The organism is Halanaerobium saccharolyticum subsp. saccharolyticum DSM 6643, assembly GCF_000350165.1.
GTDB lineage: Bacteria > Bacillota > Halanaerobiia > Halanaerobiales > Halanaerobiaceae > Halanaerobium > Halanaerobium saccharolyticum.
This window is the reverse complement of sequence record NZ_CAUI01000023.1, coordinates 183,692-203,536: the sequence shown is the minus strand read 5'-3', so window position 1 is coordinate 203,536 and position 19,845 is coordinate 183,692. Positions and strand designations below refer to the sequence as shown.

The following is a 19,845-nucleotide window of genomic DNA, read 5'->3' as shown; positions in this document are numbered from 1 at the left end:
AATAGTAGTAAATATTGTAAGCCCCTTAATTAAAGTTGAGATAGCACTATATATTTTGGGGCTTTAAAAATTTAGGAGGTAAGTTAAAGTGACTACTCAAAAAGATGTAGCTGAAAAAGCAGGAGTTACAGTAACTACAGTTTCTCGAGTAATTAATGATCGAGGCTATATTTCAGAAAAAACCAGAAACAAAGTATATCAGGTAATGGATGAGTTGAATTATCGACCCAATGCTGTTGCCAGGTCACTTGCAAAGAAAAAATCTAATATTTTAGGTGTTATCTTACCGGTGGTTCATCACCCATTTTTTAGCAGTCTTTTATCTTATTTAGAAGAATACGCTTATCAAAATGATTATAAAGTGATGCTCTGTAATTCGCAGATGAATGCGAAAAAAGAAAAAGAATATATTAATATGCTGAGAGCACAGCAGGTAGATGGGATTTTTCTGGCAAGTCATACTCTTGATATTGCTGCTGAAATAAAAGTTGATCTGCCAATCTTGAGTTTTGATCGAAAAATTGAAGGATTACCTTATATTTGTTCTGACAATGATCAAGGTGGTAAATTAGCAGCAGAACACCTTTTAGAGCAGGGAGCAAAAAAATTAGCTTATATCGGTGGAAGTTTAAAATTAAATCTGCTTTCTAATCAGCGTTATTATGCTTTTAAAGAGAGAGCTGCAGAAGCTGGATTAACAGTTAAAAATTTTCAGTGTCAGTTAGATAGTTTTAATAGGGATCAATATCAGCAGCTGGCAGTCAATGTTTTCAAAAAAAATAAGGCAATAGACGGTATATTTGCCAGCAGTGACTTAATTGCAGCAGCCGTGATTAAAGTAGCTCAAAAAAGCATGATTAACGTTCCTGAAAATTTAAAAGTTATTGGTTATGATGATATTGAGCTTGCCCAATTATACAGCCCAGAAATAACTACAATCAGACAGTCAGCAGAAAATATTGCTCAAAAGTCTGTTCAGTTATTATTAAAATTAATAGCTGGAGAAAATATTGATAGAAGAACTGTTTTAAATGTAGAATTGATAAAAAGAGAATCGACATAATTTAACAAAAAACAATGTATACATGGATAATGGTTTAAATCTATTAAATTTGTGATATAATTTTTATAATTAAAATAAATTAATTAGAGGAGGAGATCTATGTTAGAATTATTTTTATCAGTTAATAGTGCAGTGAATTCAATTGTCTGGGGACCTCCCTTCCTTTTTTTGCTGGTTGGAACAGGTCTTTATTTAACAATTAGACTAAATTTTTTGCAGTTTAGGCATTTTAAACTTTCATGGGATAAAAGTTTTGGTCGTTATTTTAATAAAGATGTTGAGAATGAAGAAGGAGTTTTATCATCTTTTCAGGCTATTAGTTCGGCTATGGCAGCTACATTGGGAGTTGGAAATATTGCTGGTGTTAGTACCGCATTATCCTTAGGTGGCCCGGGAGCTGTTTTCTGGATGTGGATTTCTGCCCTGGTCGGAATGGCTACTAAATTTGCAGAAGCACAGTTGGGTGTTAAGTTTAGAGAAAAAACAGGAGAAGATGAGTATAGTGGTGGAGTAATGTATTATATAGAAAATGGTATGGGGGGCAATTGGAAATGGTTGGCTTCTTTATATGCATTTTTTGCTGGAATTGCAGCTTTTGGTATCGGAAATATGGTGCAGTCAAATACTTTAGCACATGCAGCAGAAGATGGATTTGCTGTACCTAGCTGGATAACAGGTTTAGTAGTATCATTTTTAGTCGGATTAGTTATTCTTGGAGGAATTAAAAGAATAGGGAAGGTCGCAGAAAAATTAGTTCCTTTGATGGCAGCTTTTTATTTCATTGGTGGAGCATTTATAATTATAACAAATTATTCTGAAATACCAGCTGTTTTTGCAAGTATTATGAGTAATGCCTTCAACCCAGCTTCAGCTTTTGGCGGTTTTGCTGGTGCTTCTGTTCGGATGGCAGTACGTTTTGGTATAGCGCGCGGTGTTTTTTCAAATGAAGCAGGTCTGGGAGCAGCTTCTATAGTTCATGCCCAGGCTAAAAACAAGCCAACTCGTCAAGGAATGTGGGGTATTTGGGAGGTTTTTATTGATACTATTGTTGTTGGTACGATTACAGCTTTAGTAGTTCTTCTAACTGGAGCCTTAGGTACTGGAGAAACTGGAGCCGTTTTAGCAGCCGAGGGTTTTACTAGAGGTTTATCTGGACCAGGTGGTTATATAATAAACATTAGTATAATTATTTTTGCATATACTACAATGCTGACCTGGAGTTTTTATGGTGAAGAAAGTTGGAAATATTTATTTGGTAAAAAGATTATTAAACCATACCGTATTGTTTTTGTAATCTTACTTTTTGTAGGTGCAATTGGGGCGCTAGAGCCAATTTGGCTTTTGGCTGACACTTTAAATGGTTTAATGGCAGCACCAAACTTAATTGCATTAGTGGTATTAGCTGGAGCAGTTGTTAAAGAAAAAGACAAGTATTTATTAGAATTAAAAGATGATAAAGCTGCTTAAAGCAAATAAATATTTAACTTAAAAAATATTAAATATTATTAGTAAAAGGCATGTGGGGTTAAATCCACATGCCTTTTTAAAAGTTTGCTCGCAAATTTCCTGAGTTTGCCCGAGGAGAATCAATTAAACTAATGTATTTTTGGCAATAATCATTGGCAAATTAATATCTCCTTTGAGAGATTTACCAGCAGTGATTTGAACCCCTTTATCTAAGATTACATTTTCTAAATAAGCATTTTTTCCAATAATAGATTTCTGCATAATAATTGAATTTTTTATTGTAGCTCCAGGATGCACTTTTACTCCTCTAAAAAGTATGCTATTTTTAACTTCACCTTTAATTGAGCAGCCGTTGGCAGCTAAAATATTTTTAGCATTTACTCCATTTTTGTAAGCAGTTGGTGATTCATCTTTTGGTTTAGTATAAATAGGACCATTTTTCAAAAACAAATCCTGCCAGACATTTGGTTTTAAGAGCTCTAAATTGCTTTTATAATAACCATTAATCGAATTAATTACAGATGCATAGGAATGGAAAGGATAACCATAAACTTTTAAATTATTTAGATTACCAATAATCGCATTTTTTACAAAATCCCATTCTCCTTTGGAAATACATTCGTCAATTATATCTAAAAGCAGATCTTTTTTCATAATATATCTTTGTAAAGAAATCTTTTTATAATAATTTTTTTTAGGATTTACCTTCATATCAATTATTCGGTCATTATCATCAGTATTAACAACAGTATAAGTTGTATCTCTTCTAAATACGTCTAATTCTCTATAAATTATTGTGATATCATTTTGATTTTCCACATGATATTTAAAGGCGTCCCTATAATCAATATTAGCAACTATATTTGGACTACCAACAATAACATATTCTTGATTACTTCTTTTAATATAATCAATATTACTAGCAAAGTTCTGCAGGTCTCCCTTATAGGCTCTATTTGCTTGATAAATGTGAGCAGGTGGTAAAATAAAAAGACCATTTCTTTTACGATCTAAATCCCAGGCTTTACCGAAACCAATATGATCCATTAAAGATCGATATTTGGTTTGAAGCAGCAGCCCAACATTAGTGACCCCTGAGTTAACAAGATTAGATAAAGGGAAGTCAATCAATCTATAGCGGGCTCCAAATGGAACAGAAGCTAAAGAGCGGTGGCTTGTTAGTTTATCTAAAAAGGACTCATCCAGAGCATTATTAATAATTGCCATTACATTATTCATATTTGTTCCGCCCTTTTTATAAATAGGTGTCATCATCATATTATCCCACCACCATTCCTGCTTTGATTTTTGAAGCTTCTGGTATTACTTCATCATCACCAATTACAGTGATTTTTAGATCTTCAGTTTCATTTTCAATTCCTATTTCAGAATTTTTTTCAATTATTACATTTCTGCCTACAATAGAATTTTTTATTTTAGCGCCAACGTTAATCCTAGTATTTGGCAAGATGACTGAGTTTTCAACTACTGCATCTTTGGCAATTTTAACTCCGAAGAATAGAACAGAGTTTTTAACAGTACCCATAATTTGTGTGCCTTTATTAATCATAGAATTATCCACTACTGCATCTTCTGATAGATACTGTGGGGGACGATTAGGATTTACACTGTAAATAATCCAGTTTCGATCCTGTAAATCTAGTTCAGGATTTTCGCCTAACAGATCCATATGGGCCTGCCAATAACTTTCAACAGTTCCAACATCCTTCCAGTAATCTTTAAAAGTGTAGGCATAAAAAGATAATTCATCTGCCATCATTTTTGGGATAATATCATGGCCGAAGTCTCCAGCAGAATCATTGTTTGCTTCTGCTTCTGCGATTAAATATTTTTTTAGATATTCCCAGCTGAAAATATAGATGCCCATTGAAGCTAAATTATTTTTGGCATTCTCAGGTTTTTCTTGGAATTCGATTATTTTTTGCTCTGGATTAGTGTTCATAATCCCAAAACGATGTGTTTCTTCCCAGGGGACTTCCAGTACTCCAATTGTAATATCTGCCTTTTTTTCTTTGTGATAGTTTAGCATTTCAGCATAATCCATTTTATAAATATGGTCACCGGATAAAACCAGTACATATTCTGGGTCATAAATATCTATAAACTCTATATTTTGATAAATTGCATCTGCAGTACCTTTATACCAGGAACCACCACCTTCTTTAACATAAGGAGGAAGTACTGTTACACCTCCATTATGACGATCAAGATCCCAGGAGCTGCCGCTGCCAATATAACTATTTAAAATTAGTGGTTTATACTGAGTTAAAACTCCTACAGTATTAATGCCTGAATTTGTACAGTTGCTGAGTGGAAAATCAATTAGTCTATATTCTGCTCCAAAAGGAACAGCAGGTTTAGCAATATTTTTAGTTAAAACTCCCAACCTTGTCCCCTTACCTCCAGCAAGCAACATGGCTAGCATTTCTTCTCTAGGCATCTTCTTACCTCCCATATAATATTTTTAGTGATGTTGAGATATATCATCATTTAAATCTGAATTTTACATTGCTTATTCATTTTCTACTTTTTTTTATTACTTTTTGCTGGCTTATATTTTAAATAGATACCGGCAAGTGGTGGTATATTAATACTTATAGAATAATCAAAACCATGGTAAGCTTTTTCTTCTGCCTTAACTCTAGCTGCAGTTTCATAATTTGAGCCACCAAATACTTTTTGATCACTATTTAACAGAAGTTCATAGACACCAGGCCCTGGAACTCCAATTCGATAATCATCTCTAGGAATAGGTGTAAAGTTTAAGAGAATTACTAATCGCTGACTTCCATTTTCAGAACTTCTAATGAAACTAATAACACTTTGCTCATTATCATCTGCCTCGATCCAGCGGAAGCCCTGATCCTCATGATCCAGTTCCCAAAGAGCCTTTTCTTTTAGATAGACTTGATTTAATTCCTGCATGAAATCTTGAGTTAGCTTATGTTTATCATAATCAAGTAAGAGCCAATCTAAACTTTGCTTATAATTCCATTCAATAAACTGGCCGAATTCGCCCCCCATAAAGATCAGTTTTTTGCCGGGGTGGGCATACATATAAGTGAAAAGAAGTCTTAAATTAGCAAATTTGCGCCAGTAATCTCCGGGCATTTTATCAACAAGTGATTTTTTACCGTGTACAACTTCGTCATGTGATAATGGCAGCACATAATTTTCACTCTGGCTGTACATACTGGAAAATGTGAGTTTATTGTGTTCCCATTTTCTATAAACAGGATCGCTTTCCATATAATCTAGAGTATCATTCATCCAGCCCATATTCCATTTGAAATTAAAACCTAAACCACCTTCATGAACAGGTGCTGTAACCAAGGGCCAGGCACTAGATTCTTCTGCAATCATTAGAAGTCCTGGATAGCGCTCAAACATTTCAGTATTTAATTCTTTAATAAATTCTATTGCTTCTAAATTCTCAAAACCACCATATTCATTTGCTGCCCACTGCCCATCTTCTTTTTCATAATTTAGATAAAGCATATTGCTGACGGCATCTACCCTTAAACCATCAATATGAAATTTTTCGAGCCAGTAATTTGCACTAGAAATTAAAAAACTCCAGACTTCATTCTGAGCAAAATCAAAATTTAATGTATCCCACTGAATATTTTCTGCTCGTCTGGGATCAGAACTTTCATATAAATGTGAGCCGTCAAACATTCTTAGCCCGTGGTCGTCCTTGCAAAAATGACTTGGTACCCAGTCCATAATTACTCCAATATCATTTTGATGGAGTTTATCTACAAAATACATAAAATCCTCGGGAGTACCATATCTAGAGGTTAAGGCAAAAAAGCCTGTAGTCTGATAACCCCATGAACCAGGAAATGGGTATTCAGTTAAGGGCATTAGTTCAACATGAGTAAAACCCATCTTATTAATATAAGGGACAAGTTCATCAGCGATTTCTCTGTAATTCATCAATTCTCCATCATCTTGTTTCCAAGAACCAAGATGCATTTCATAAAAGCTTAATGGCTCTCTAAGATGATTAGAATTCTTTCTTTTTTTAAGCCATTTTTTATCATTCCAATCATATTTTTCTGTTTTATAAATTTGCGAAGCAGTTTTTGGGGCCTTTTCCTGTCTGCGGGCATAGGGATCTGCTTTAACTCTAATTACACCCCTGTAGCCTCTAATCCAATATTTATAGTGCATCTTATTTTCTGCGCCTTCAATAAACGCAGTCCAGATTCCGGAGTCTTTAATTTTCTGCATTGGATGTTGATTTTTATTCCAGTCATTAAAATCACCAATAACACTTATTTCTTCAGCATTTGGAGCCCAAAGTGTAAAACGCACTCCTTTTTTACCTTTTTCTGTAGTTAAATGTGCTCCTAGAAAATTATAGCTTTCGTAATGTCTTCCTTGATGAAAAAGATAGCGATCATAGTCATCAGGATAATTATTTTTTGGCATTAAACTCCCCCCTAAATCTTAATATAAAAATATATTTTAAAAAATCTTAAATTTTGCTGTTGTATTTTATTTATTCTCTATTTATATTAATTTTCCTTTAATTAATCATGCTATTAGTTTTTAAGAGATTTAAATCAGAAAATTAGAATTAGTTGACATTAGACTCTACTTTTAATAAACTAAACTTATAAGTTATAAGAATTTAGTTGATTTTGTAAATTAGTAGACATAAGATAGAGTTTAAACGTACATTTTAGGAGGTGGCTCCATGAAAAAAGAAAAAAAGAAAATTTTATTTGTAGCTTCTGAGGCGGACCCATTTATTAAAACTGGGGGCTTAGCTGATGTTGCAGGCTCTTTACCACAAGCACTAATCGAAGAGGGTCATGATGTAAGGTTAGTGATTCCACAATACAAACAGATTCCGGAAAAATATCAGCAAAGAATGGAATCAGTCTGTCATTTTAGGACAAAGTTAGCTTGGAGAGATACATATTTAGGAGTAAACAAATTAGAAGAAGACGGAGTTACAGTTTATTTTATAGATAATAAACATTATTTTGATCGTGATTCAATTTATGAAAATGAAGATAAACATGAACAGTTTGCGTTCTTTTCTCAGGCTGTATTAGATATGCTGCCTGTTATTGGTTTTAAGCCAGATGTTATTCACGCAAATGATTGGCAGACAGGTCCACTACCCCTGCTTTTTGCAGATCGTTATCGTCAGCAGAGTTATTATCAAGATATTAAAACTGTATTTACTATTCATAACCTTCGCTATCAGGGACAATTTGCAGGACATGCAGCAGGTGATGTTTTAGGTGTAGCTCCACATCATTGGGAAAGTGGAAATATTAGACATAATGGATTACTTAATTATATGAAATCTGGAATAATGTATGCTGATCATGTGACAACAGTTAGTGAAAGTTATGCAAATGAAATTCAGACTTCATATTTTGGAGAAGGTTTAGACTATGCTCTAAGATTAAGAGCTGATGATTTAAGCGGTATTTTAAATGGTATCAGCTATGAAAAGTTTGATCCAGAGACAAATGAAAATCTCCCAGTAAGTTTTTCAAAGGGTGAAATTGATAAAAAAATTGCAAATAAAGTTCACATTCAGCAAAAACTAGGTTTAGAAGTTGATGCTGATAAACCATTGATTGGTTTTATTTCTAGAATGGTTGAACAGAAAGGGTTGGATCTTGTTAAAGCAGTTTTTGATGATATTATGGCTACAGGAGCACAGTTTTTAATTTTAGGTACGGGCCAAAGGGAATATGAAGAATTTTTAAAGGCTAAACAGCATGAATATCCAGATAGTCTTTCGGTAAATATTAAATATGATGCTCAATTAGCAGATCAAATTTATGCAGGAAGTGATATGTTCTTAATGCCTTCCCGTTTTGAACCATGTGGTTTAAGTCAGCTAATCAGTTTTCGGTATGGTACAATTCCAGTTGTTAGAGAAACTGGTGGTTTAAATGATACTGTAGTTGCTTATAATGAAGAAACCGGTGAAGGGACTGGATTTAGCTTCAGTAATTATAATGCGCATGATATGCTGCATACAATTGAGAGAGCTGTTTCTTTCTATTATAAAAAGGGTATCTGGAATAAGATTGTAAATCGAGTAATGAATCTTGATTACAGCTGGCACAACTCGGCTAAAAAATATTCTGAGCTTTATCACGAATTAACTGGAAGTCCAGAACAGAAACTTCTGCAGCAAGGTGATGAATCAGAAGTTCAGATAAAAATTTATCAACCTGAAACAAAGGATGAGACAGCTGTGGCAGCTGATAAGATAAATATTAATCAGGCTTCAACTTCAGAACTGTCTGAATTACCAGGGATTGGTAATGCTTATGCCGAAAGAATAATAGATTATAGAGATCAAAATGGTGATTTTACTAAAAAATCAGATTTAACTAAGGTTAAAGGAATTGGCAAGAAAAAATATCAAAAAATATCAAAGATGCTAACTCTTTAAAAGTTAATTTATTTTAAATTTCAATAAGTGATTAGGCCGTCTTAATCGACGGTCTTTTACTTGTTTTGATTGATAAAATTATCACAAAAAAGAAAAATTACACTTTTGTTTGCTAATAAGTAATAGATTAAATATAATAGATATAGAGAAAATATAGTTAGAAATAAGCAAAGTAGATTGTGATATAATATGGAGGTTATATAATGAAAATAGCATTGGTTTCAATTTTGTCTGAAACACATAATGAACAAAGAATTAATAAAACTTTAAAACCAAAAATTAAAATTTTAGAACAAAAATTTGAACTAGAGCAAATTTCAGCTGATGAGATTCCGTTTACAGATTTTAGTGAGTATGACATGACAATTAATTTCATTAAATCTGGGGGCTCAGAAGATATTTTTGCTGAAAATGTAGAATATCTGCCTCAACCTGTTTATTTGCTGGCAACAGAACTGCATAATTCTTTACCAGCTGCTTTAGAAATTCTAAGTTTTTTAAATGCTGAAGATATTTCTGGAAAAATACTGCACGGTGAAATGGAAGATTTGATAATAGAAATTGAAGAATTGGCAGCATATAAAAAAGTGCGAGATGAGATAGCAGACGCCCGTTTTGGAATTATTGGTAAACCTTCTGATTGGTTAATTGGCAGCCAGGTTGATTATGAGCATGCAGCTCATCACTGGGGAAGTGAATTTGTAGATATAGAGCTTGAACAACTTTATCAAGCTCTAGAAAATGTGGATTCTGCGAAAGCAAAGAGAATTGCAGCTGATTTTTTGGAAAATGCTGCAAAAATTGTAGAAAGTAATGAAGCTGATTTAGTAGAAGCTTCAAAAATTTATCTAGCTTTAAAAGAGGTAATTACAAAAAATGATTTAGATGTGATTACTATTCGCTGTTTTGACATTGTAAAGAAGCTTGATACTACAGGTTGTCTTGCATTATCTCTTCTCAATAATGAGGGTCTAGTAGCTGGGTGTGAAGGAGATCTTCCAGCAGCTTTTACGATGTTTTTGGCTTATCAATTAACAGGAGTTATGCCTTTTATGGCTAATCCAGCTGCAATAGATAAGAAAAATGATGAAATCTTATTTGCCCACTGCACTGTTGCAACTGACATTAGTGAAGAATATATTATACGTTCTCATTATGAAACAGGTATAGGAGTTGGAATCCAGGGAATATTAGAAAAGGGGCCAGTCACTATTTTTAAAATTGGTGGGGCCGGTTTAGAACAGTATTTTGTAGCAGAAGGAGAAATTATAGAGAATTTAGATTCTGCTAATGCATGTAGAACTCAACTTAAAATATCTTTACCACAGAGCTCAGACTATTTTTTAAATGATAGTATTGGAAATCATCATTTGATTGTTCCAGGTTATCATGCAGATAAGATTAACGAATTTCTTGGTATGGAGTAAATAAAATTAAAATTTACAGGAGGAAATATAATGTCTAAATTATTAGAAGTTAAGGACCTGCATTTAAAAATTGAGGATGCAGAAATATTAAATGGAATAGAATTTTCTTTAGAAAAAGGAGAAGTATTTGCACTAATTGGACCAAATGGTTGTGGTAAATCAACTCTAGCTTATACTTTGATGGGAATTAATAATTATCATCCTCAAAAAGGGGAAATGATTTTTAAGGGTGAAAAATTTAATGATTTAAAGATTAACGAAAGAGCAAAAAAAGGAATAACTTTAGCCTGGCAGGAGCCTGCTCGTTATCAAGGAGTAACAGTTAGAGAATTTCTAGCTCTGGGGTTAAAAAGTAAAGGTGAAGAAGTTACAGAAGAAAAATTAAGAGATGCTTTAAATAAAGTAGCGATTAACCCTTATCAGTATCTTAATCGTTTTGTAGATAAGAGTTTAAGTGGAGGAGAAAGAAAGAGAATTGAACTGGCATCTTTAATTTTAATGCACCCAGAATTAATAATATTAGATGAGCCGGATTCTGGTGTAGATGTAGTTGCCTTAAATAATATAGCTGATATGATAAATCATTTTAAAGATTCAGGTAGTGGAATCTTACTGATTACTCATTCAGAAGAAATGCTTAAATATGCTGATCGAGCAGCTTTAATTTGTGAGGGAGAAATTATTCGCCAGGGTAATCCATCAGATATTAGTGAATACTTTAAATCTTTCTGTTACCCTTGTGCTAAGGAAGAAGAATGCGATACGGAGGTGGCTAGTTAATGAATGATTATAAAATGATGGTTGATGCTTATAAAGAGGCCGGTGGAGATGATATTTTTTCAGACAGTGAGGTAGCACATGTTGTTTTGGAGAGAGATAAGATTCTTGGAATGCATGCTGTTGAAGGACTAGAAGTTGAAGCTGATAAAGTTGAGGCTAATAAAGTAAAAGTAAAAGTTACTGTAAGAGAAGGCTATGAAATTAAAAATCCAGTCCATATGTGTTTTGGAGTTTTGCCTAAGGAAGGTAAACAGATAATAGATATGAATGTTGATATTCAAAAAGATGCTCATGTAGAAGTTGTAGCTGACTGTGTTTTTCCGAATGCTGTTAAAGTTCAACATATCATGGATGCAATTATTAATATTGGAGAAGGCGGTAGCTATATTTATAAAGAGCACCATTTTCACGGTGAAAATGGTGGGGTAGAAGTAATTGCTAAATCAGATATTAATGTTGAAGCTCACGGGAAGTTGGTTACAAAATTTGATCTACTCAAAGGTCGAGTTGGTAAAATTGATTTTGATTATGAGGCAGAAATTGCTGAACATGCAACTGTAGAAATGCTGGCCCGAATAAGTGGTCAAAAAGATGATCTAGTAAAAATTAGAGAGGCAGCACATTTAAATGGAGAATCTGCTCGGGGAATATTAGATTCGAAAATAGCTTTAAAAGATCAAGCAGAGGCAGAAATTTATAATGAACTGACAGCAGATGCCGCAGATGCGATGGGTCATGTTGATTGTACAGAAATTATAAAAGACCAGGCTATAGCAAGAGCAGTTCCGATTGTAGATGTTCGTCACCCTGGAGCTAAAGTAACACATGAAGCAGCAATTGGTAGTGTTGACAGTACTCAACTGCAGACATTAATGGCTCGTGGACTTGATGAAGAAGAGGCTTCAGAGGTAATTATCCAGGGTTTATTAAATGATTAAGGTACAAGAACCGTGAACCTCCAATTTATGTCTTAATTGGTTTAAGATGGGATATTTTAGACAAAAAAATATAAAAATCGCCAGTTTCACGGTGTTTGTACAGAAAGGGAGGAATAATTTATGTTAAAGAAAAAGAAATTTTTAACATTAATTTTAATAGTAAGTTTAATAGTTTTAGCAGTTTTACCAGCCGCTGCAAAAGAGATTAACGTGCAGACGCCAACAGTACCTGGGGCTCTGCCCTTTTTATGGATGCAGGAAAAGATTGAGCTGCCAGCTGCATTAGAACTTAATATTAATTTATCTTCTGATCATCAAAGAGGGATTTCGCTGCTGGCCCAAAATGATATTGATTTTTTAATAACAGGCAGTAATGTTGGAGCTAATGCTTATAACCGTGGTGTAAATCTTAAAATGCTTAATGTAAATATCTGGGGAATTGATTACCTGCTAACAAATGGGTTTAAAGCAGAAAATTGGAATGATCTAAAGGGTCGAGATTTAGCAATTCCACTTCAAGGAGGTCCACTTGACTTTTTAGCTCGTTATTTAGCTGAGAAAAATGGTCTTGATCCTGAAAAAGATTTAAACCTAGTTTATAGGGCTTTACCAGGAGGAGCTCAGTTATTTATGGCAGAAGAACTTGATGCTGTTATTTTGCCAGAGCCATTAGTAACAGTGAGTCTTGCTAAGGGAGAAAATGCAGTATTATCGATGGATCTGCAGGAAGAGTGGGCTAAGATTCATGGAGATAATCGAATTCCATTTGTTGCTCTTTTTGTCAATGGAGAGTTTAGTGAAAAAAATCCTCAATTTACGGACATTATCAATGCCTATTATAAACAGGGGGTTGACTGGGTTAATAATAATCCTGAGGCGGCTGCTGAACTTGCATCAAAACATTTTGAGATGCCAGCCCCGGTTCTTAAACAGTCTATGAATAGAGTTAATTTAAATATTTATCCAGACGCTGAAAGCAGAAAGTTAACTGAGCTTTATTTTGGAGAAATGCTAAAGATGTATCCAGAATTATTAGGCGGAAGTTTACCAGATGAAGAATTTTATTATTAAACCATTTTGGGTTTTATTAGTGGTGATTTTTCTAATTTGGGAAAGGAGTGCGGCCGGTTTAAACAGCCTCATCCTTCCCTCAATTGGAGAAAGTTATCTGGCCCTTAAAGAAATAGCATTGTCAGGTATTTTAGTTGAAAGTTTTTTTATCACTTTAAAGCGCACCGTAATTGCTTATGGACTGGCTGTAATTGCAGGAATTATTTTGGCATTATTTTTAAATCGTTTTAAATTGTTGCAGAAAACTTTTAGACCATTAATAACAATTATCCAGGCTACTCCACCGGTAGTTTGGGTTTCTCTGGCTGTTGTCTGGTTTGGAGTAGCAGATGATTTAACACCAATATTTTTAATATTTATTGTTTCAATGCCTGTGATTTTTGTTAATATTTTTCAGGGCTTAGAAGATATGAATACTGAACTAGTGGAAATGGCTCAGGCTTATTCTACTTCTAAATATAGAATTTTAAAAGAAATCTATTTTCCTTCTTTATTACCAGCTTTAGTCTCCGCTTTAAGTATAGCTTTTGCCTTTGCCTGGAAATCATCTGTTTTTGCAGAATTTATAGCTTCGTCAAGTGGGATTGGCTATCAGCTTAGTCGTGCTAATTCGATGATGGCAACTGATCGACTTTTTGCCTGGACTATAATTTTAGTTTTATTTATGCTATTTGTAGAGTATTATTTATTGGAAAAGCTAAAAAAGTATGTCAGTAGGTGGAAAAATGAATGAAGATCAGCCAATATTGGAGTTAAAAAATATCACTAAGTCATTTCAGGATTTAAATGTACTTAAAGATTTGAATCTTAAAATTAATCAGGGAGAAATTTGTTGTTTGCTTGGCCCTTCAGGTAGTGGCAAGACAACTCTTTTTAGGATAGCATCTGGCTTAGCGGAGGCAGATTCTGGTCATATAATAAAAAATAATAATCCGCGTTTTGCTTATGTATTTCAATCACCAAGGCTTTTGCCCTGGAAAAGTGCCGAAGAAAACTTGATTTTTGTACAAAAAAATTATGGCTTAGAGTCTGAAAACAAATTGAGAGATTTACTTTTTAGATTATCAGGACTTGAAAAATTTAAGACAGCTTATCCTCATGAATTATCTGGAGGTATGCAGCAGAGATTAGAATTGATCAGAGCCTTTGCAGTCAAGCCTGATTTAATATTTTTAGATGAGCCATTTAAGTCTTTAGATATGAAAACTATAATGAACTTAAGAAAATTAATTACTTTGATTCAGGCTGAAACTGAAATCACTTTATTTTTGATAACCCATGATCCTGAAGAAGCTCTTTTGCTTGCTGATAGAATATATATTATGGCAGCCGAAAATTCAGGTATTATAAAAGAAATTAAGGTTAAACAGCCAAGGGAGAAGAGGAAAATTTCTGATCCTGAATTATATCAGCAATTAGAAAATATTATGGAGATTTTTAGTGATTTAGTTTCAGATTTAGAAGATGCAGGCGAAGAAATTAAAAAAATATTTTAATTTGTGAACCTCTCCACCTAAATTAAGAGCTTTAGTTGGGTTTTCTCGAGTAGATTTTTGATAAATATTAAAAATTATAATCAATTAAATATTTTATTTTCTGATGTAATAATAAGAAAAGGGTGGTTATATGACTTCGAAAATAGGCATTGCACTTTCCGGGGGTGGAGTTAAAGGTTTTGCTCATTTAGGTGTGCTCAAAGCTTTAGCAGAAAAGGGGATTGAACCAGACATATTAGCTGGGGTTAGTGCTGGTGCGATTGTTGGATCTTTTATTGCTGCTGGTAAAAAGCCTGCAGAAGTAATGGAATTAATTAATGAGAGTGATTTTTTCGATTTTGCTAAACTAAGTTTACCTAAAAAGGGGATTTTTACTTTAGAAAATATGACTGAAAACTTAGCAAAATCACTTGGGATTAAAACTTTTGAAGAGTTAAAAATTCCTTTCTATGTTGGAGTAGCAAATATAGAAAAAGCGAAGATGGAATATTTTAATCAGGGTGATTTAATAAAAATTATTCAGGCTTCTTCTTCAATTCCAGTATTGTTTTCTCCTGTTGAAATTAATGGAGAGCTATATGTTGATGGGGGTTTGTTTGAAAATTTGCCGGTAAATCCTCTACTCGATAAATGTGATAAGTTGATAGCTGTTAATGTTATGCCTGTGAATCTTGATGAAAAATTAGAAAATATAACTGATATTGCTATCCGAACTTTTCAGCTGAAAACAGCAGTAAATGCTGCAGAATTGAAGGCAAAAGCTGATATTTATATTGAGCCAACTGGAGTTGAAAAATACAATATTTTAAACACTAAATACAGCCAGGAACTTTTTGATTTGGGTTATAATTACTGTAAAAATTTAGAGATAGAAATTTAAACTTCAAGATTTAAGATTTATTTAAGACTGCAAAACATTATAATTAATTTTTAATAGAGCATATTTTAACATCTAATTTTTGAAGATATTATTATAATTTAAAAATAATTATTAAATCAAAAGTGGGGGGGTTAATAATGCTAACAAAGAAAATTTTGAATGCGGTTTTTAAAAGAGTTGATGGTCAGAAGTTTGAAATAGAATACTGGGATGGAGAAACTAAGGTTTTTAATTCAGAATTAAAATCAAAAACTGCTTTTAAACTTATCTTTTTGGAAAAATTAAGTTTAAATGAGATTAGAAAAAGTCCTCAACTGAAAATGGCTGAAGCTTATATGGAAGGCAAAGTCAATTTTGAGGGAGATATAAAAAAGCTAATTGAGACAGCTGGTCAGAATGTTTTTGGGCTTAAAGAGGAAATTGAAAAACATAAAATCGATAAAGTTTTGGATTTTCAAAAGTCTGATTCCCCAGCTGAAGAGGAAGAGGGAGTTAGAGATCATTATGACATCGGGAATGATTTTTTTAAACTCTGGCAGGATGATACAATGACTTATTCTTGTGCCTATTTTAAAAGTGAAGATGATGAACTAAAAAAAGCACAGCTACAGAAAATTGATCATGTTTTAGCAAAATTAGATTTAAAAGCAGGGGAAAGACTGCTTGATATTGGTTGTGGTTGGGGGTCACTTGCTTTAAGAGCAGCAGAAAAATATGATGTTGAAGTTATGGGAATTACTTTGAGTAAGGAACAAGAAATAGAAGCTAAAAAACGCGCTGCTCAATCTGGACTTGCAGATAAAATTGAAATTAGAAGACAGGATTATAGAAATTTAGCTGAAGAAAATGAGCATTTCGATAAAATAATAAGTGTAGGAATGTTTGAACATGTAGGTAAAGAAAATATTCCAATCTATTTTGAAGTCATTGATAAATTATTAAAAAATAGGGGTTTATCACTACTGCATTCGATTACTCATTTAAAAGAACAACCAACCCATCCTTGGCTGCAAAAATATATTTTTCCTTGGGGCTATATACCATCATTTAGAGAAATAGTCTGGGAACTGCCGGAACATAATTTTCATCTTTTAGATGCCGAAGATATAGGGTACCACTATTCTCTGACAGCAGAAAGATGGCTGGATAATTATGAGAAGGTAAGTCAAGAGGTAAAAGATAAATTTGATGAGCACTTTTATAGAATGTGGAGAACATTTTTATTGGGGGCTGTTTTTACATTTCGCTATGCTTCAACTTCAGTTCATCAAATTCTTTTTTCAAAAGGAAAAAATACTGAACTACCTCTGACCAGAGAATATATTTATCAAAATAATTGAGGTTTATATTAATTTGTTTGGATTTTTAGATTCGATTTTTAAATTTTACCTTTGTAAATTTATAAAATAGTGACTTAAGGAGTTGATAAAGTGTCAGATAAAAAATGTGAATTAGCAGTTATCGGAAGTGGACCTGGAGGATATGTGGCGGCTTTAAGAGCAGGTCAACTTGGTTTAGATACAGTTTTAATTGAAAAAGAACTACTTGGTGGAACCTGCTTGAATTGGGGCTGTATACCAACAAAAGCATTTGTTCGCTCTGCTGAAGTTTTTTCTGATATTCAGAATGCTAGAGATTTTGGCATTAATGTTGAAAAAGTAGAAGTTGATTTTCCGGCTGTAGTTAAAAGAAAAGACAAAATAGTTAATAGATTAGTTAGAGGAATTGAGCATCTATTAGAAAGGGAAGGAATTGAACAAATAGAGGGTAAAGCTTCTTTCGTTGATCAAAAAACACTTAAAATTCAAAAAGATGATAAAGTGATTGAACTTGAAGCGGAAAATATTATTATTGCTACAGGCTCAGAAGCGTCAACTTTGCCAATTTCAGGTGCAGATTTAGATGGCATTTTAGACAGCAGGTCTGCTTTAGATTTAGATGAACTTCCAGAATCAATGGTAGTAGTTGGTGGAGGAATCATCGGGATGGAATTTGCTTTCATTTTCCGTAATTTTGGAGTTGATGTGACAGTTATTGAGTATTTAGATCAGCTTGTTAGTGGAGTTGATTCAGAAATTGCTTCAGAATTAAATCGTTCGGCTAGACGCCGCAGAATTAGTGTCAAGACTTCTTCAGAAGTAAAAGAAATAAAAAAGAATGACTCAGGTTATGAAGTGATTTATCAGAAAAAGAATAAAGAAAAATCTGTAAAAGCAGAAAAAATATTAATGGCTGTGGGGCGAAAACCATATATCGATGGTTTGAAGCTTGAAAACACAGCAGTTAAATTTGAATCTAAAAGAAACTCAATTCAGGTAAATAAAAAGATGGAAACAAATGCAAAAGGAATTTATGCTGTTGGAGATGTTACTGATAAAAAACTTTTAGCTCATGTTGCATCTAAGCAGGGGATTATTGCTGTGGAAAATATTTGTGGAATGAATAAAGAAATGAGTTATGATGCTGTGCCTGGAGCTATTTTTACTTCACCAGAAATTGGGACAGTTGGTTTAACAGAAGCAGAAGCTAAGGCTAAAGGAATTGAATATAAGGTATCTACATTCCCTTTTTCAGCCAGCGGTAAAGTAATGGCTATGGGTGAAAGAGAAGGTAAAGTTAAATTGATTGTTGAAAAAGAAAGTGAAAAAATTATTGGAGCTGCTTTAATTGGAATTGAAGCAAGTGACTTAATTGCTGAATTAACTTTAGCAGTAAATCTTTCTTTGACTGCAAAAGATCTGAGAAATACAATTTATGCACATCCAACAACTGCAGAAGTGATTCATGAAGCAGCTTTAGGGCTTGAAGATGGAGCGATTCATGCTTAAATAAGACCATGAATAATTAACAAAGGACTCTTAAATTTTAAAAGAAGTTCCCTAATATAATAGGCTTTATCGGCTTTTTTACTAACTAGTAAAAATTTGACTTAGAGAGAAAAAAATTGTATAATAATTATTAAGAGTGACTAAAGATTTTCTATTAAATTTATATTAAAATTGAGTTTAAAAAATTAAAGGGAGGTCAGATTTATGAGCGAATATCATGAACCAGAAGAAAAATTAACGGAAGAAGCAATGGAGTATCATCGTATTATTAAGAGTGTAATGGAGGAGTTAGAAGCGGTTGATTGGTATAATCAGAGGGCTGTGGCAACTAATGATCCTGATGTTCAAGCTATTGTTGAACATAATCGTGATGAAGAAATTGAGCATGCATGTATGGGATTAGAATGGTTACGCCGTAATAACCCTGTCTGGGATGAAATGTTAAGAACTTTCCTTTTTACAACAGCAAAAATAACAGAAGTTGAAGAAGAGGGTGAAGGTGAAGAAGGGGCAGAAGAAGCTCCTGCTTCAAAAGGATCTCTTGGTTTAGGTAATATGAGAGGAGGAGAATAAATGGATATTTTAAAACGTGGATTAGCACCATTTGCAGCAGAAGCCTGGAATTTTTTAGATGAAGAGGCAACTGATGTTTTAAGTCAGAAATTAAAAGCTCGTAAAGAGGTGGATTTTCTAGGTCCCAAAGGATTAGAACTATCTTCAATTAATACTGGTCGTTTTAGCCCTGTAGGTATCGAAGATGTTGAAGGAGTAACTTACTCAACAAGAGAAGTACTTCCACTGGTAGAAATTAAAGTTCCTTTTACTATGAAGCTTAGTGAAATCGAGGCTTTAGCTCGTGGAGCAGAAGATGTAGATACAGCTGAATTAGTTGAAGCTGCTTCTAAGGTAGCTAAGGCAGAAAACAAGGCTGTATTTTATGGTCTTGACGAAGTCAACATTAAAGGAATTGTTGAAGCTTCAGAACATGAAGAAGTAAGCGTTTCTGGTGGCGAAAAAGAACTAATTGCTGGATTACTTAAAGCACTTAACTTATTTGAAGAAAATAGTGTCGGTGGTACTAAGAGATTACTTTTAGGTCCTGAACTTTATTCTCTACTCTACGAATTAGATGATAAAGGTTATCCATTAAAGAGAAAAGTTGAGGAAATGGTTGACAGTGGTACTATATTAGTACCAGATCTTGGAAATAGAGGTCTTTTAATTTCAGAACGAGGTGGAGACTTTGAACTAACAGTTGGTCAGGACATTTCACTTGGCTTTAGCGAAAGAAAAGGCGATGAGGTAGAATTATTCTTCCTTGAAACATTTACTTTTAGAGTTAATGGCCCAGAGGCTGCTGTAGTATTAAAATAAAACTTGCATAAATTAATTATAAATCACCGTCTGCTTTTAGTAGGCGGTATTTTTTTTTGCATTA

Annotated in this window: 17 protein-coding genes; 14 read left to right on the top strand and 3 right to left on the bottom strand. The window is 33.5% G+C overall.

The window, feature by feature from the left end; all coding sequences use genetic code 11:
* Positions 1-88 precede the first annotated feature (88 nt).
* Positions 89-1,063, top strand: coding sequence for a LacI family DNA-binding transcriptional regulator (locus tag HSACCH_RS11105; RefSeq protein ID WP_005489896.1), 975 nt, complete (start codon positions 89-91; stop codon positions 1,061-1,063).
* A 99-nt stretch (positions 1,064-1,162) separates the two neighbouring features.
* On the top strand, positions 1,163-2,530 hold the full coding sequence (locus HSACCH_RS11100; protein ID WP_005489895.1) for an alanine/glycine:cation symporter family protein: 1,368 nt from the start codon (positions 1,163-1,165) through the stop codon (positions 2,528-2,530).
* A gap of 123 nt (positions 2,531-2,653) precedes the next feature.
* On the opposite strand, the gene glgD is transcribed toward HSACCH_RS11100, so the two are convergent.
* The 3 genes from glgD to glgB form a co-directional block, all read right to left on the bottom strand.
* Positions 2,654-3,805 (bottom strand): glucose-1-phosphate adenylyltransferase subunit GlgD, encoded by a 1,152-nt coding sequence (glgD, locus tag HSACCH_RS11095; RefSeq protein ID WP_084815772.1) that lies wholly within the window; start codon positions 3,803-3,805, stop codon positions 2,654-2,656.
* A gap of 4 nt (positions 3,806-3,809) precedes the next feature.
* Entirely contained in the window at positions 3,810-4,991 is a 1,182-nt protein-coding gene (locus HSACCH_RS11090; RefSeq protein ID WP_005489893.1) for a glucose-1-phosphate adenylyltransferase, read from the bottom strand.
* 83 nt (positions 4,992-5,074) lie between these two features.
* Complete coding sequence (gene glgB / locus HSACCH_RS11085; protein ID WP_005489892.1) at positions 5,075-6,988, bottom strand: 1,4-alpha-glucan branching protein GlgB; 1,914 nt, start codon at positions 6,986-6,988, stop codon at positions 5,075-5,077.
* A gap of 268 nt (positions 6,989-7,256) precedes the next feature.
* Between glgB and glgA the strand changes: the two genes are divergently transcribed.
* From glgA to HSACCH_RS11025, 12 genes are all read left to right on the top strand, one after another.
* Positions 7,257-8,987, top strand: a complete 1,731-nt coding sequence (gene glgA, locus HSACCH_RS11080; RefSeq protein ID WP_005489891.1) for a glycogen synthase GlgA — start codon at positions 7,257-7,259, stop codon at positions 8,985-8,987.
* A 203-nt stretch (positions 8,988-9,190) separates the two neighbouring features.
* Positions 9,191-10,414 (top strand): hypothetical protein, encoded by a 1,224-nt coding sequence (locus HSACCH_RS11075; protein ID WP_005489890.1) that lies wholly within the window; start codon positions 9,191-9,193, stop codon positions 10,412-10,414.
* 30 nt (positions 10,415-10,444) lie between these two features.
* On the top strand, positions 10,445-11,194 hold the full coding sequence (locus tag HSACCH_RS11070) for an ABC transporter ATP-binding protein (RefSeq protein ID WP_005489889.1): 750 nt from the start codon (positions 10,445-10,447) through the stop codon (positions 11,192-11,194).
* Positions 11,194-12,132, top strand: a complete 939-nt coding sequence (locus HSACCH_RS11065) for a SufB/SufD family protein (protein WP_005489888.1) — start codon at positions 11,194-11,196, stop codon at positions 12,130-12,132. Before HSACCH_RS11070 ends, HSACCH_RS11065 begins: the two co-directional genes overlap by 1 nt.
* A 120-nt stretch (positions 12,133-12,252) precedes the next feature.
* Complete coding sequence (locus HSACCH_RS11060) at positions 12,253-13,203, top strand: ABC transporter substrate-binding protein (RefSeq protein ID WP_005489887.1); 951 nt, start codon at positions 12,253-12,255, stop codon at positions 13,201-13,203.
* Positions 13,184-13,936, top strand: a complete 753-nt coding sequence (locus HSACCH_RS11055) for an ABC transporter permease (RefSeq protein ID WP_005489886.1) — start codon at positions 13,184-13,186, stop codon at positions 13,934-13,936. The genes HSACCH_RS11060 and HSACCH_RS11055 overlap by 20 nt, the downstream gene beginning before the upstream one ends.
* Positions 13,929-14,699 (top strand): ABC transporter ATP-binding protein, encoded by a 771-nt coding sequence (locus tag HSACCH_RS11050; protein ID WP_005489884.1) that lies wholly within the window; start codon positions 13,929-13,931, stop codon positions 14,697-14,699. The genes HSACCH_RS11055 and HSACCH_RS11050 overlap by 8 nt, the downstream gene beginning before the upstream one ends.
* A gap of 130 nt (positions 14,700-14,829) precedes the next feature.
* A complete protein-coding gene (locus HSACCH_RS11045; protein ID WP_005489882.1) occupies positions 14,830-15,579 on the top strand; it encodes a patatin-like phospholipase family protein in 750 nt (249 codons plus the stop codon).
* 137 nt (positions 15,580-15,716) lie between these two features.
* Positions 15,717-16,919 carry an SAM-dependent methyltransferase gene (locus HSACCH_RS11040; protein WP_005489881.1) on the top strand — a complete coding sequence of 401 codons (1,203 nt, stop codon included), beginning with the start codon at positions 15,717-15,719 and terminating at the stop codon, positions 16,917-16,919.
* 90 nt (positions 16,920-17,009) lie between these two features.
* Entirely contained in the window at positions 17,010-18,407 is a 1,398-nt protein-coding gene (gene lpdA / locus HSACCH_RS11035) for a dihydrolipoyl dehydrogenase (protein ID WP_005489879.1), read from the top strand.
* A 204-nt stretch (positions 18,408-18,611) separates the two neighbouring features.
* Positions 18,612-18,980, top strand: a complete 369-nt coding sequence (locus tag HSACCH_RS11030; RefSeq protein ID WP_005489877.1) for an encapsulin-associated ferritin-like protein — start codon at positions 18,612-18,614, stop codon at positions 18,978-18,980.
* Positions 18,981-19,781 (top strand): family 1 encapsulin nanocompartment shell protein, encoded by an 801-nt coding sequence (locus HSACCH_RS11025; RefSeq protein ID WP_005489876.1) that lies wholly within the window; start codon positions 18,981-18,983, stop codon positions 19,779-19,781. It abuts the gene before it with no gap.
* Positions 19,782-19,845: the final 64 nt, after the last annotated feature.

Excerpts from the sequence above, each read along its gene's own strand:
- HSACCH_RS11100 (WP_005489895.1), top strand. The coding sequence starts at position 1,163 with ATGTTAGAATTATTTTTATCAGTTAATAGTGCAGTGAATTCAATTGTC.
- glgD (WP_084815772.1), bottom strand. The coding sequence starts at position 3,805 with ATGATGACACCTATTTATAAAAAGGGCGGAACAAATATGAATAATGTA.
- HSACCH_RS11090 (WP_005489893.1), bottom strand. The coding sequence starts at position 4,991 with ATGCCTAGAGAAGAAATGCTAGCCATGTTGCTTGCTGGAGGTAAGGGG.
- glgB (WP_005489892.1), bottom strand. The coding sequence starts at position 6,988 with ATGCCAAAAAATAATTATCCTGATGACTATGATCGCTATCTTTTTCAT.
- glgA (WP_005489891.1), top strand. The coding sequence starts at position 7,257 with ATGAAAAAAGAAAAAAAGAAAATTTTATTTGTAGCTTCTGAGGCGGAC.
- HSACCH_RS11075 (WP_005489890.1), top strand. The coding sequence starts at position 9,191 with ATGAAAATAGCATTGGTTTCAATTTTGTCTGAAACACATAATGAACAA.
- HSACCH_RS11070 (WP_005489889.1), top strand. The coding sequence starts at position 10,445 with ATGTCTAAATTATTAGAAGTTAAGGACCTGCATTTAAAAATTGAGGAT.
- HSACCH_RS11065 (WP_005489888.1), top strand. The coding sequence starts at position 11,194 with ATGAATGATTATAAAATGATGGTTGATGCTTATAAAGAGGCCGGTGGA.
- HSACCH_RS11060 (WP_005489887.1), top strand. The coding sequence starts at position 12,253 with ATGTTAAAGAAAAAGAAATTTTTAACATTAATTTTAATAGTAAGTTTA.
- HSACCH_RS11055 (WP_005489886.1), top strand. The coding sequence starts at position 13,184 with ATGAAGAATTTTATTATTAAACCATTTTGGGTTTTATTAGTGGTGATT.
- HSACCH_RS11050 (WP_005489884.1), top strand. The coding sequence starts at position 13,929 with ATGAATGAAGATCAGCCAATATTGGAGTTAAAAAATATCACTAAGTCA.
- HSACCH_RS11045 (WP_005489882.1), top strand. The coding sequence starts at position 14,830 with ATGACTTCGAAAATAGGCATTGCACTTTCCGGGGGTGGAGTTAAAGGT.
- HSACCH_RS11040 (WP_005489881.1), top strand. The coding sequence starts at position 15,717 with ATGCTAACAAAGAAAATTTTGAATGCGGTTTTTAAAAGAGTTGATGGT.
- HSACCH_RS11030 (WP_005489877.1), top strand. The coding sequence starts at position 18,612 with ATGAGCGAATATCATGAACCAGAAGAAAAATTAACGGAAGAAGCAATG.
- HSACCH_RS11025 (WP_005489876.1), top strand. The coding sequence starts at position 18,981 with ATGGATATTTTAAAACGTGGATTAGCACCATTTGCAGCAGAAGCCTGG.